This is a genomic window from Halomonas sp. BDJS001 (genome assembly GCF_026104355.1).
Classification (GTDB): domain Bacteria; phylum Pseudomonadota; class Gammaproteobacteria; order Pseudomonadales; family Halomonadaceae; genus Vreelandella.
Genome location: NZ_CP110535.1, coordinates 709,867 through 723,083, shown reverse-complemented (window position 1 = coordinate 723,083; position 13,217 = coordinate 709,867). Strand labels below are relative to the sequence as shown.

10 protein-coding genes are annotated in these 13,217 nt (G+C 57.4%); all 10 read right to left on the bottom strand.

Going from position 1 to position 13,217, the window contains the following annotated elements; translation table 11 throughout:
- Nucleotides 1-102: 102 nt before the first annotated feature.
- Entirely contained in the window at nt 103-738 is a 636-nt protein-coding gene (locus OM794_RS03495; RefSeq protein ID WP_226250460.1) for a hypothetical protein, read from the bottom strand.
- Between the two features lie 88 nt (nt 739-826).
- A complete protein-coding gene (locus tag OM794_RS03490) occupies nt 827-2,770 on the bottom strand; it encodes a DUF3732 domain-containing protein (RefSeq protein ID WP_226250461.1) in 1,944 nt (647 codons plus the stop codon).
- On the bottom strand, nt 2,767-3,255 hold the full coding sequence (locus tag OM794_RS03485; RefSeq protein WP_226250462.1) for a three component ABC system middle component: 489 nt from the start codon (nt 3,253-3,255) through the stop codon (nt 2,767-2,769). Before OM794_RS03485 ends, OM794_RS03490 begins: the two co-directional genes overlap by 4 nt.
- The gene (locus tag OM794_RS03480) at nt 3,252-4,475 is read right to left on the bottom strand and encodes an ABC-three component system protein (protein WP_226250463.1); all 1,224 of its coding nucleotides are present in this window, start codon (nt 4,473-4,475) and stop codon (nt 3,252-3,254) included. Before OM794_RS03480 ends, OM794_RS03485 begins: the two co-directional genes overlap by 4 nt.
- A gap of 457 nt (nt 4,476-4,932) precedes the next feature.
- On the bottom strand, nt 4,933-5,802 hold the full coding sequence (locus OM794_RS03475; RefSeq protein ID WP_226250464.1) for a hypothetical protein: 870 nt from the start codon (nt 5,800-5,802) through the stop codon (nt 4,933-4,935).
- Nucleotides 5,799-7,052, bottom strand: a complete 1,254-nt coding sequence (locus OM794_RS03470; protein WP_226250465.1) for a hypothetical protein — start codon at nt 7,050-7,052, stop codon at nt 5,799-5,801. Before OM794_RS03470 ends, OM794_RS03475 begins: the two co-directional genes overlap by 4 nt.
- Nucleotides 7,049-7,684, bottom strand: a complete 636-nt coding sequence (locus OM794_RS03465; protein WP_022520046.1) for a condensin complex protein MksE — start codon at nt 7,682-7,684, stop codon at nt 7,049-7,051. The genes OM794_RS03470 and OM794_RS03465 overlap by 4 nt, the downstream gene beginning before the upstream one ends.
- Entirely contained in the window at nt 7,681-11,346 is a 3,666-nt protein-coding gene (locus OM794_RS03460) for an ATP-binding protein (protein WP_226250466.1), read from the bottom strand. Before OM794_RS03460 ends, OM794_RS03465 begins: the two co-directional genes overlap by 4 nt.
- A 100-nt stretch (nt 11,347-11,446) precedes the next feature.
- Entirely contained in the window at nt 11,447-12,469 is a 1,023-nt protein-coding gene (locus OM794_RS03455) for a histone deacetylase family protein (protein WP_226250467.1), read from the bottom strand.
- Nucleotides 12,447-13,157 (bottom strand): GntR family transcriptional regulator, encoded by a 711-nt coding sequence (locus OM794_RS03450; protein ID WP_226250468.1) that lies wholly within the window; start codon nt 13,155-13,157, stop codon nt 12,447-12,449. The genes OM794_RS03455 and OM794_RS03450 overlap by 23 nt, the downstream gene beginning before the upstream one ends.
- Between the last annotated feature and the right edge of the window lie 60 nt (nt 13,158-13,217).

Sequence of the window (13,217 nt, the reverse complement as noted above, 5' to 3'; positions counted from 1 at the left end):
ATCTAAAAATCAAGCAGTGTTCAATTAGCGTATAACACATTGCTTACCGGTAAATTAGTCGCTAAGCGACTAATTTATCCGTTTTCAGCAACTTGTTATCCATTATTTTAACTGCGGCACGCCGTCAATATTTTCAAGCCACTTGTTTATCGATGATGTTTGCCTCTCAGAGATTTTACCCTTTGAAACGATAGTGCTTCTGACACCAGTTAGAAAATCAGCCTTTTCTGGCGGTAGCTTATTTATAGCCACATCAATCCAAAACAAGTAATTGTATATTCTTTGTAGCACTGGTGGACTCAGATTTTTTGGAGCTTTAGCCGCAATATTATTTATGTGGCTAATGTCAGATTCTGAAAGCCCATTACTGTTGTGCTTTTCATAGTATTCTTTCAATACTGAATATGAGCATTTGAGTTCTTTTACAAGCTTATGCTCTCTTAATATCAAGTATTCAATCGCTTTTTTCACAGGGTTGTCCTCGGATGCCCGACCTCGCCCTCCAGTACCACCACCTTCTCGATCATTTTTTGATAAAGTAAACTTTGTTAAATCAGGAATTCCAGATAACGCATCTTCCCCGGCATTATTTTTTGCACACGTCGGCCCTGCGTATGACAACTCTCCGGTCTCTAAATTTTTTAAAACATAGGCTTTAAGAGAAGTTAAATTCTTCGGACAGAAATCGCACTGCCTGGTAGTTTCAGTCAGATCACGTCTAATTACCTGATATTTCACAGTACCTCCTTGGATTCATAACGCCGCATTCAGCGGCTTGTCCGCTGCAATGTTTTGTGATGCCTTCTTAGCTGACATATCGCGCAAATCATATGCTTTGCCACTCTTCAGGAACCAGGGCTGGCGGCTTTGTCCAAGGCTCTTCGACCAACGATTCTTGAAACCAGTGGTCACGAAGGTTCGCGTGCTCGGTGATGATCAGTTGGAAACCGGGAACCTCCTCCTGAGTGAACTTTAGCAATAACTCAAACAGTCGGCGCACTGCATCTAGGTCAGCGTCGGCCTCTGTCTTCTGTATTGATCCATCGGCGTCGTTATAGACCTGCTCAGACGGAAAATATACCTGGGTCGGCTGATCGATCAGCAGGAAGCGAGGGATTGGCCGGTTATTCTTTGCAGCGAAAAGATGCAGCGCAAGCAGTGCCGATAGGTGGTAGGCCAGATGATTTTCGCCGCCTCCAGTCCGCGCCATCGGAACCGGGCGTTCGGGGCGATCAAAAATTATAGTCAACTGTGGCAGATTTAACCGCGCTGGGTAAGGACTGAACTCGGCATTGAACTTATGAATATAACGTGACAGGTTTACTGAGATATTGTTGAGGATCGAGGCTAAGCGCTCGTTGCTGTCATCGGCGCCAATCTGGTCTTCAAGCTGCTTAACCTTGTTATTAAGACGACGATTCTGCGCTTTCAACCGAGCGAGCTCGTCGTTCGGCAGAAGCGTCTCCAGAAACAGGCTGATGCGACCAACCACGCGCGCTGCCGCATTGTTGCGGGTGCCCATTTGAGATAAGACCTCGTTAGCCGAGATCGCCGCAGAGAGCTCTGCTTCCTTCTGCTTAATGGCGCCCACTATCTCGTCCACTTTGCTCGTCAGTTCAGCGAGGTAGGATTCGAGCTTTGGTCGCTGGCCAGTCGCGATACGCAATTCGCGGTCAAGCGACTCCAACTCGCCGAGCAAGGCCGCTGCGATTGAAGACTCCATCGCTAGGTTTCGTTCGCTAAACGGCCATTGCCATTCGCCGTTGTCCGGATTTTTCGGCAAAGCCTTGATCGACGCCAGTCGATCCAATTGTTCGAATGCCTCATTCTCGTAGCCACCCGCCCGCTTGGCAAACTGTCGTGCCGCATCGATCCTCGCTTGGGTGTCGCGCCGATCCTGGCGAAACTGGCTTAGCTCTTCTTCCAAAAGCGAAATCCGGCTGCCGTCATCGTCGGGTACCATTTCGGGTTTCCACGACAGCGCAGACCTCAGCGCCTCGATGATCCCGCTTCCGTTCGTGCTCCCCCCACTGCCAATGACGCCGACGCTTCTGGCTTCAGAATAGAGGCCGATGGCCTGCTCGTGCGATGTGTCGATAGCGTTGCGCGCCTGTTCCAACTGCTTGCTGTTAATCCTTAAATCCCGCAGGGCTGTGCGCAGCCGAGATTCCAGTTCATAGCGGTCGTGGGAAGAGACGCCGAGAAGGATCGGCAGCGTGTCACGGATGGCCTGAGGCTGGTACTGCTCGTTCTGGCGATAGAAAAGCTGATCTTTGTTGGCTATCAGCCCTTGCTTCTGGAACAGATAGTAGAGCGTGTGCTTGACGTTCGCGGCGTAACTGTCGCGGCTGTGTTCAAGCGCGACATCAGTGCAATTCTCGGGAATACCGAGCAGGCGCGACAGCAACTCCACAACGCTATCGTCATCAGCGTTGGCCGCCAAATCCTTGAACTCAGGCGTCTGCAACTGAGTACCACGTCGGAGCATCGCCATGCTGCAACTGGCTCCTGCGCTAGGTGGGCTCGGCTTAGCCACCAGAACCTGTTCTTTCTCGAACTGATAGATCACAGCGAACCACGCCACCTTGTCGCGAATAACGCCTTCGGGAACATTGAATGAGGAACGACCCATGCAATACTCTATGATCTCGGAGAGTGCAGACTTGCCGGTAGAGGAGCGTCCGGTGATGACGTTGAGCCCTTCGACCCTAAAGCAGATATCTCGGCGTTGACCGTCGTGGCTGTAGATATGGATAGAGCTAATCTTCATGGGCGAATCCCAAAAGTCGTGTAAACGGTCACCGGATCGGCAATGCGTGCGAATTCCCGTCCTAGGATTCGTGCCACTTTCTGGCAAGAGACGGTCTCGTCAGTTCCCCGGATGGTCTTGCGCACCTTGTTGGGCACGGTCTGAATGCAACCGTCATCCGCAACGACGATGCACCCCCGCTCCATCAGCAAGCCGAATCCTTCGAAGACATAGGGCAGCATCTTTGTCACTCGATCAGCGAATCCCAGTGTAATCTGCTGGTTCTTTTCCGTGGTCTTGAGGAGATAACTGCGCGGACTGCCTGCAAGGACTTCTCGCGAATCTTTGTGCAGGCACAATGGCAGTACCAGCAGAGAAAGAGAGAAAGGCATGCCACGAGTATCTTGTTCCTCGTAACTAGAGAGGGCACGGTACAGAACCAAACCGCAGAACGCTGGGTTGAACAGATTCCGAATCTCGACGGGGCGCAGGTTCCATTGCTTCACAAGGCCACTCCCAGCACTTTGCCAAGACGATCAAGGAATCCAGGATGCCAGTAGACCCTAGGTTCGGGCGTGGCATCAGCCAAAATATGAAAGCTTCCGCGGAGGACATAAGGCTCAGTAACCCGGGCGCGGATGCGTAAGGATTCGAGCTTACCTGTCTCGAACTCCGCCCAGTTATAGAGAGTCGCGCCGGCTTCACGAAGCGCGTTCTCGGCGCTATCATCTGCCAACTTTTCGAAAATGACATCCTTGTAGCGATTCCACTCGTCGGCAAGACGATCTTCGTATTCCTCGACCTCTCCTGACACCAGCAGGTTCTCGCGTGCCCAAGCGGATCGCTGCTCGAACGCACGATAATAATCTAGGACGGCGCTTCTGATCCGGCTGGAGGAGAGGCCGATCTCGCGGAGTTGCGCGACGAACAAGCGAGGATCTTCCTCGATATCAATCTCGCCTGCGGGCTGCTTTCCTCGGAAGGTGATGGGGAGGTTGTCCGTTTTGTATTCCTCGGCAAAGTTGGAGAGTTTGTCTGATACCTCGTAACCGAAAATTTCTTCCGTCCGCGCGTGTGTCAACTGCTTGATCACGGCGTCAGTCCACCAGCCTTCCAGTCGCTCGAACACAAACTCGCGGTGCTCGCGCCGGATGCTTCGCATGTGCTTATCCCTGATGATCGACGGGATATCATCGATACGCGGGCTGCCGTCTAGGATCAGAATACGTTCGAGAAAATCCTGCTTCTCTGGCTCACTCAGCTCGTTGAACGACACAGCGATCGGCGCGATGAGTTGCGACCTCGAGTTGGCGAGCGAGGCATTCGCCAGTTCAGTTAGTGTCGCCAAATCGCCTGAAGGCACGGGCTGGTCAGGGAGAAGACGTTCGAGAAACGAGCCAGCACTGACGGTACCAGTAGTAAACAGGAAGAACTGCAAGTTCGATGCGGAACCTCCATCACGTTTGTACCGCTCCAGCCAGATGTTCACCGACTTCCAAAAGTCTGTGGACAGATCGGCCAGCCTGTCTCCGACCGCCTTGTGCTTGAGTGATGCTAGGGATTTTCCGCCATCACCGTCGATGAAATCGAGGTCGTCGTCTTTTTCCAAGAAGACGGCGGTGTCCTCCGGCAATTGCAATAAATGGAGCAGGGCGAGACGCGCCTGGTAGATGTATCCCAAGCCTTGTTCGCTGGCTGAATATTTGTCGGTTTTTGTTGTCGTCATTGGCTCAGCCGATACCTAATTATATTATCAGAGGTCGCAGTCTACCCAGCGTCAATGTTGGCGACCATCCTTCTGATGGCCTTGATCCATACGGCACTGATTGCGATTACTCCCTCCGGCATAACAGTTAAGCATTTATACGCTTGTGCGGAGCATGGCGTATAACCGTGATTATATGGAAGGCTGCATAACCTCAATAAACTTGCCCAGTCATTCATTTAGGTTATGTAGCCACATCATTCGACTCTATCTCATTGATTCGCCTGAAGGCAAAGAAAAAATAGGCAACATAGCCACAAGCAAGGAGCTAGCGCGTTTTGCTCTGCCTAATCATACAGCCTAGAAAAGCACCACTACGTTATAAGAATCAGGCCTACGACGCTTATGAGCCCGTTAGCAGCCAACCAAAGCCAAGCGTGAAATGTCGAGGCGCGTAGAAGCACTAAAGATATGGCTTCTAACTAAGCGACACACTCACAACCTCCCCCTCAAACCACTGCTGCTTAAGCCCCCGCTGCTTTTCCAGAAGTAGCGTAAGGTAGTCACGCAACGGATGGGCAGATGGCAGCGAGGCAAGATGCTTACGAAGCCTACGTTGGTAATAAAACTGCTCAGCAGGCACGTGCAGTGGCGTGGCGTGTTGGATAAGCCATTCGATATCGGGCAGGAGTAAATGAGTGGCGCTGCTGTCAAGCGCTAGCGTGACGCCTTTAACATCGAAGTCACCGGCGTAGATGTGTGTTCGGCGGGTTTTGTGCCAAGCGTCGGAGAGTAAGGCAAAGCCGCCGCCGTAGTGGCTGTCGCCGCGGTAGACGACCAGCGGGTTTACGTAGCCGCTTAGCGCTGTTAGTTCCGGCGAGAACTCATAGAAGCTGTCCAGGTTTTCAACCTGAATGAGGGCGCTGAATGCGCTTAGCTTTAACCCCAGTACATCTACATCGCGAATAGCGCGTGGTTCGTTGGCAAGCCCGGTTGTTGGTTGAGGCGGAAAGCTGACGAGTACCCGCCGCGCACGGGGGCTTTCGCGGGTTGCCTTGTCTTCTTCCACACCCTCTTTCGCTTGGGCGCTGCTGGTCAGGCCGCTGAGTGAGCGGCCTAGTGGTGCCAGGCGGGCGCTTTCGAGTACGTCATTAATCTGAGCCAGCAAGGCCGCGTCAAAGCGCAGCGCTTTACTGTTAATTCGCGTGGCCAGGTCAATGTCGTGCTGATGGCACCAAGCCACTACGTCGTCTACCCACTGGCGGCGGGGCTTCTCCACCGTGGGCTGGCGGAGAAGTTCGCGGGCCACACCGTTAAGGCCATTGCGTGCGCGGCTGGGTAGGTTCATACGGCCAGCTGCAGTTCTACATCGTGGATCAGGCGCAGGTGATTGAATTGGCTGGCTTGGCTCTCCTGCTGTTTAAGTCGAAACGCCTTCTGGTCGCTGCGCGGCAGGCCCTGGTATTCGGAAATCACCTGGAAGAGCCAGATCTCATCCGGCCATTCCAGCGGGCTTGCGTGCAGGTACTCAAGGGCGCTGACCGGCTCCGCCTGGGGCTGGTCGATCACGCTTAAATAGAAGTGCTCCACATCCTGCTTGAGCGCCTGCTGGCGGGCGGCGGCTAGGCTGCTTTCTTGGGCTTGGGCAGGGGCTGCGGCTTCAACCGTTTGCGTGGTGTGGCGCGGCTGGGGTAGTTGGTGCAGCAGCTCGGCGAGCAACCGGCTATCCAGGTTGCGATCCAGCGCCGGGGCGGCGGCGGCGCTTAGCGGTGCGGCTTGATTGACCAGCCCTGGTACCTCGCTGCGCCTTGCATAGTTGCCTGGCACAAAGCCGGGGTGTTCGCGCATAAAGGCGGCCATGCCGCTGATCAGGCGGCTGCGCGCCTGCTGCTTGCGAAAGCGCGCCATCAGTTCGATCAAGCGGCGCTGCACTTCGCGCAGACCGGTGTAGTGGTTACTTAACTGCTGCTGCAGCTGGCTGATCAATAGCTTGCGCAGGCTGCCGTCGCTGCCCACTAGCTCGATCAGCTCGTCGAAGTCGATCAGCGCCAGGCCATCCAGTAGCCTCGCGATCTGCTTCTGGGCGCGGTCGTTTTCGCGGATTTTGTCGTTGAGCTGGCTGACGAAACCAAAATCGCTATTCAGCCGCTGCCATAGGCTGTCGATGGCATCGGCGAAGCGCCCATTCAGGTCATCGACTTCCTGGCGCAGGCGCATTAACTGCTGCTCCAGCCGCCAGTGCTCGCCGCGGCTGCGCGCCTCCCGGTAGCTGTGAACCAGCGCGCGAATCAGCTCCAGGGTTTCCGCTACATCGGCATTCACATGGCGGCGGGTCTCGTCGGCAAGCATCTCGGCGATCAGTTCGCGCACCTTGGGCGCCAGCTTCACGCCGCTTTGCTCGTCCGGCCGCCATAGAATGCGCGCCGCCAGCAGCTTACGCAGGGCGCTGTCGCTGAGTGATTCCAGCGGCACTTCATCGCGGGTGTAGGCCTGCATGAGAACATCGGCATGCTTGCCGAGCAGCGCCAGCCGCTCGCTACCGGTTTTCAGCAGGCGGCTTTCCAGAGCGTGTTCTCCACTATTCACACCCCTACTCACAACAGGGCCTCCTGGGAACCGGAGCCCTCCTCGCTGCCCTCTTCGATGGGCAGGTTCTCTTCATCGCGAATAAAGCGCACCAGATCCACCAGGTAGTCGATCTTGCCGGTGACCACGAATACCTGCCGCTCTGAATGGGGCTGGAGCAGGTAGCCGTGCTCTTTCAAGCGCTTGAAGACCTGCTTCACCTGGGCATCGAGCTGGTCACTCTGGGAGCCAAAGAAGCTGTCGGTAGCCAGGCGCTCCAGGCGTTCGCGCAGGCTCTGGTTGTCTTCGCACTTGGCGCTGAATTCGGCGGGTTTGAGCACATCGCCGGGGGCGGCCAGGGTATCGCGGCCTAGGGCTTCTTGAACCAGCTGCAGCCACTCCAGCAGCGGCAGCAGGCTATTGAGGGTATCACCGAGCTGGCGGGAGAGCTGATCACGGGCGTTGTCATTGAGCTGACGCCAGGCCAGAAAATAGACGCTGCCATCTTCATTGCTGGCCAGCCGCCGGTTAAGCGGCCGCAGGTAGGTGTCGATCTCTTCCCGGGTCTCTTCATTGGTGAGATGACGATAGCCGCTCTCATCGCTGATCGGGCAGACAAACTCACCGGCCAGCAGGCGCTCTAGCAGTGGGCCATGTTCGATCATACCGTCACCTCCTGCTGACGCTCCTGGAGCCGTTCGGCCAGGCGGCTTAGCCGTGGCTCGATGCGTTTTAACACTCGCTTGTTGGGGTTGGCCTCATCGCGATCAATCAGGTAGCGGTTGGCGAACAGCAGCAGCACATCGGACTCGGGGTTGGGAAACGCGCCGACGATATGAATGCGGTTGCTGTCGCAGGCGTCGAACAGTTTTTCGACGTTGTGGTACGCCAGGGTACCGATCTCATCGATGGGCCAGTGAATAGCGATTTCCGCATCGCCGCGCAACAGGCGGGTGAAGGCGAGCAGGAATTTACACAGAATCAGATACGCCATGCCGTGGCTGGAGGACTCCAGCAGTTGGCGGTCATTCTTGATCACCAGATCGGTGCCGCCCTCGTTCAGGTGCAGTTCCAGGCGCAGCAGGCTTTCGAAGCTGTACTGCTGGTCGCTGCGCAGCAAATCGACCACATCCGCCAAGGCGTTGAGGTAGTCGTCGCTGGGTAGCGTCTGGCCGGATTCCCGCCACTCTTTATAGCGCTGGGCAAACAGCTTCAGCGGCTCCCAGAAGCCGAGTTCATCGATGGTGGACTGGATGCGCACTTCGGCCTTGGTGATGCCTTCCAGCCGCAGGTCATCGGCAACCTCTTCAGAAAGCCGGCGGCTCTGGGCGCTGATGCGCCGGTTCAGATCGCGGAACACGGTGAAGAACTTATCCAGGTCGTCGCTCAGGTTGCGCCCTTCCTGAATCAGCTGCTGCTGTTGATCTTCGAGCAGTTTGAGCATATCGCGCAGTAGCGGCAGCTGTAGGCGCGGATTATCGCTCTGCAGCTTGCTGCGTTCGCTCTCCAGCGCTTCGGCGAAGCCGCTGCTGGCGTCCTTGATCAGTTGGCTTTCCACTTCCAGGCAGCCACGGCGCAGCTGCTCGATAAGCTGGTGGCGATTGCCCAGTGCCTGGCGGGCGCGCTCGATGCGCTCGTCCACATCGCCCAGTGGCGTGCCGGGCGCCTGGCCGTCGGGTTCAATGGCCAAGGTTTCCAGCTGGGTGAGTAGCGGCTTCAAGGCTTCCAGGCAGGCGTATTCGCTCTCCCGCTGGGTTTTCAGCGTGCTGATCGTGCTTTGGTGGGTTTTGCGCGCCGCCTGAAAGTCATTTTTCAGGTGCTCTTTATCGCGTTGAAGCTTTTGCTCCGCCTGCTCCAGCTCGGCTTCTTGCGCGACCAGCTGCGGCTTATGCTGGCCCCACTCGACCCGCATAAAGCGGGTGTATTCGGTGAGTTCATCCTGTCGGGCGGCGGTGACGCGGATGCGTTCATCCTGGCTTGCCAGCCGCTCCTTGGTATCTTTTAGCTTGGCGGGGTCGACACCCTGCTCGGCCAGTTCCTGGCTAAAGGCCTCTTCCAGTTCCGCGCGCTGGCGTTTGTGTTCGGCATTGGCGTCGCTCAACTGCTGCTTATACTGGCGCAGTTGGGCATCCAGGCTATCCACCTGGCTTTGGCCGTCGGCTTTTAGCTCTAACAACTGGCTTTGATGGGTCTCGCTAAGGGCGGCAAGGGCCTGCTGCTTCTCTTCGCGCAGCTCCTTTTGCGCCTGCTCCTGGCTGGCTAACGCGGTTTGATGGGCGGCGCGCCGCTCCTGCTGGCGCTTGGTATGGCGCTCCTGCTGCTGGCGTCGGGCCTCTATCGCAAACTCGACTTCCTGCTCGGCGCGCTTGTGGGCCATGCGGCCCTGATCCTGGGCTTCGTCGGCCTGCTGTACGCGCTCGTTGTGCTGTTTAAGCGCTTTCTCGGCGGCCTGGCACTCTGACTGAACGCGGCGCTTGGCGGTGTCCGCCTCTTCGATGGCGGCCAGCAGGCTGGCTTCATCCTGGGCATAATCTGGCAGGGCAATGGCGGAAAGATCCAGCGCCAGCCCGAACAAGTCATCGCTCGCGCCTTCTGCCAGCTGCGGGGCAAGGTCACGCCGCTCTAGCAGCTCTGGCGCAATCACCTTACCTAACTGCTGCTCCCAACCGGGGCGGTGATAGCGCAGGAAGTGGCGCAGGCTGCCCTGCTCCGGGTCGCGCTGCTGATAGAGCGCAAAGCAGCGCTGCTCGGCGCGCTCCAACTGCTGGCGAAGTTGCACCAGCTGCTGTTCGGCACTGTCGCGCTCGCGTTTGCGGCTTTCAAACTCCCGGCGCAGGCCATCCAGGGTAGCGGCGGATGCGTTGCGCTCCTGCTGGGCCTGATCCAGCCGCGCCTGGGCAAGCTCCGCTTCGGATGCCTCTTCGGCGGTCTGGGTCGAGAGCGAGAGCTGCGCTTTTAGTTCGGCGAGCTGCTCGACGCCGAGCTCCAGCTGCGCCTGATACTCGCCCTCCAGGCGCTGGCGCTCCTTTTGATAGCGCTCGTTGAGCTGCTGTTCGGCCTCCCACTGCTGCTCCCGGCGCAGGGCTTTCTCTTCGACCAGGGCGTCGATCAGTTCCTGGGATTCACGGGTCTGGCGGGCCAGCGCCTCAGACAATTCGCGCAGCCGACCGTCCAGGCGCGCCTGGCTCTCTTTTACCGCATCCTGCATCACGTTCAGGTGCTTTTGCAGCTGGTCGCGCTGCTCCCGCCACTGGGGCAGCGCGTTGATGTCGCGCTCCAGGGCGGGCATATCCGCCTCGGCGTATTGCTCGTACTGGGTTTGCAGATCGTTGAGGCGGCGCTGGGTCTGCTGCAAATCGCTGACCACTTCGCTGTGGCGGTCGTTAAGTTTATCCCGCGCTTCAGCGTAGTCGCTCTCCCGCTGCTGGAATTCGCGCTGATGGTGGGCAAGCTCAGCATCCAGATCGGCCATTTGCCGCTCGGCCCGCTGGCGGTCATCTTCAAGCTGGGGCTTTAGTTGCCATAGCGTGGCATCTAGATCGGCCAGCTCACGGTCGATTCCGCCCAGCCGGGCCAGCGATGCCTGCAACGGCTCCAGGCGCATGGATTGGCGCATCTGGGCGATCCACTCACGGGCCTTGGTGTTGCGAATCCGGGTCACCGGGAGTTCGACGCCATCCTCTTCGAAAATCGCCGCCAGCATGGTTTTGAGGGTGTCCATCTTGCCCTCTTTGGCGTGCACCGCCGAGACCAGCTTTTCGATATGGCGGATACGCCGCTCGGGTTTGACCAGGCTGAACTGCGACGCGATCTGGCGCAGCTTAAGGCCGTCACGGCTGTTGCCATGCAGTTGGGTAAAGTCGTTCTGGATCACCGAGCGAAATTCAGAGGTCGCGCCCAGCTTGGGCGACACCGGCGTGCCGTTGCGCCGCAGGCCGCTGGCCCACTGGGTGTAGTCCAGCGCCGCCACGCCCGCGTCGCTTTCCACCAGATAGTCTTCCGGCTGGTAGGGCGCGCCGACAAAGCGGTACTCCACCCCGCCATCGGCCTTGCGGGTCAGCACCGCCTGGCAGATGTTACCCGCTTCGCGGCGGTATTCGTACACCAGATAGCTATTGCGGTGAGGCAAATAAAACGCGTCGAACTTCATACGCGTCTTGGGCACGACCTTGTTGGGTAGCTCGCCGTAAAATACCGGCACCAAGCGCTGTAGCGTGGTTTTACCGGAGGCGTTGGTGCCACAAATATTGGTGTGGCCATCCACACTCAGTTCCACCACCCCTTCCAGGTGGCCGTGAATCATCACGATGCGTAGCAGGTGGGCCATGCCGTGTCCTTTCGATGACTATTTCAATGACGATCCGGATCGTTTGCTGATCGCTGAAGGTAGCCATTTTGCCAGACACCTTGATGGCTTGTCTTACTCATTACGCCTTACCCAGCAACCCCTCAAAAAAACTCACCGCATTGGCTTCCAGTCCTTCCAGGTAGTAACCGCCCTCCTGTACCACCAGCGTAGGAACATTCAGACCCGCCACCCTGCGGCCAAGCTCACCAAACCCCGCGGTTGAAACGGCGACCTTGGCTTGGGGGTCGAGTTCGTAGATATCGAATCCCAGCGCCAGCACAATGGCGTCCGGCTCGAACAGGTGAATGGCTTGGCAGGCTTGCTCCAGGCGGTCAAAAAACACTTCCTCTTCTGAGTTATGGGGCATCGGTAGGTTGATGTTGTAGCCTAGCCCGGCTCCCTGCCCACGCTCATCATCGAAGCCGGTCACCGCTGGATAGAAGTTGGTGGTATCGCCATGGATCGAGATATACAGCACATCGTCGCGCTGGTAGAAAATCTCCTGAATGCCCTGCCCGTGATGCATATCAGGGTCTAACACCACGATGCGCGGGTAGCGGGTTTTGAGATGCTGCGCGGCAATGGCGGCGTTATTGAGAAAGCAGAAGCCGCCGGCGGAGTCGATGCCCGCGTGGTGGCCCGGCGGGCGCGATAGCGCATAGGCAAACCGATCACCGGCCAGCAGGGCCTCGGCGCCGGCGACCGCGCTTTGCGCTGACCAGTATGCCGACTGCCAGGTATGTTGCCCAACCGGCGCGCTGCCGTCGGCCATATAGCGTCCGGCTTCTGCCAATATGCCGCGTAAGGCGTTGGGCGAACGCACAAAGATATTGGAGATCACTTCCTCTCCCCAGTCTTCGTCAAGAGCATGCCAGCGCCGATAGGCGCTTTCGAGAAAGCGCAGATAGGCCAACGAATGCACCGCCCTTAGCGGCGCGACACCGTAGTCGGCAGGAGATTGGGTATCAAAACCCAGCCGTTTGGCCGCCGCCAGTAGGTGCGTGGCACGCTCGGGCACTTCCTGGGGCGTGCGCATTTTGCCACGGGAGAAGTACGTTTGCGGGTGATGAAGCAGTTGGTCAGCGTGGAAGAACGTCTTCATCGGCACTCTCTCCGGTTTCGCCCACCCCCTTGACCACAAATTTGCGAGCAACGCCTATGTGGTAGTCGATCGCCTCACGGCAAGCGTCAGGGCGGCCGCTATCCAGCGCTTCCAGAAGTTGGAAGTGGCTTGTGGCGATGGTCTCGGGGGCTTCATGGGTTTTGGTGATTAGGGTGATGCACAAGCGCAGCTCATGGGTTAGATCATCAAAGGCGCGCAGCAGCCGCTCGTTGCCCGCGTAGTGCAGCATCAGCCGGTGAAACTGCAGATCTTCTTCAATGCGCCGGGTGCCATCATTGCTTTCAGCTGCCTCACACAGCACCTCCACCTGCTGCGCCAGCGCACGCTTGGCCTCAGGCGTATAGCGTTCCACCAAGCGGTGAATGGCATGGCGTTCAAGACACAGCCGTAAATCAAACACATCTTCGAGTTCAACGGCATTCAACGCACGAACAAAGAAGCCACGCCGGGGTTTTGAGATCAATAAGCCGCGACTTTCGAGCAGCCGGGCAGCCTCGCGAACCGGCGCGCGGCTAACGCCCAAGTCCCTGGAGAGCTGCACTTCAGAGAGCCGTTCGCCGGGTAAAAAGTGTTGGCTAATAATCGCTTGGGTCAAATAGTCAGCCACCTGCTCGACCAGGTTCTGCTGCTGAATAAAGGCCCTGGGAGCCACCGTTGATGAAGCCATAAAATTTACTCATAGGGCATAGTGCGTACTTTCCAGTATGACGAAAAATACACACCTGTC

Excerpts from the sequence above, each read along its gene's own strand:
- OM794_RS03455 (WP_226250467.1), bottom strand. The coding sequence starts at position 12,469 with ATGAAGACGTTCTTCCACGCTGACCAACTGCTTCATCACCCGCAAACG.
- OM794_RS03480 (WP_226250463.1), bottom strand. The coding sequence starts at position 4,475 with ATGACGACAACAAAAACCGACAAATATTCAGCCAGCGAACAAGGCTTG.
- OM794_RS03490 (WP_226250461.1), bottom strand. The coding sequence starts at position 2,770 with ATGAAGATTAGCTCTATCCATATCTACAGCCACGACGGTCAACGCCGA.
- OM794_RS03450 (WP_226250468.1), bottom strand. The coding sequence starts at position 13,157 with ATGGCTTCATCAACGGTGGCTCCCAGGGCCTTTATTCAGCAGCAGAAC.
- OM794_RS03460 (WP_226250466.1), bottom strand. The coding sequence starts at position 11,346 with ATGGCCCACCTGCTACGCATCGTGATGATTCACGGCCACCTGGAAGGG.
- OM794_RS03475 (WP_226250464.1), bottom strand. The coding sequence starts at position 5,802 with ATGAACCTACCCAGCCGCGCACGCAATGGCCTTAACGGTGTGGCCCGC.
- OM794_RS03465 (WP_022520046.1), bottom strand. The coding sequence starts at position 7,684 with ATGATCGAACATGGCCCACTGCTAGAGCGCCTGCTGGCCGGTGAGTTT.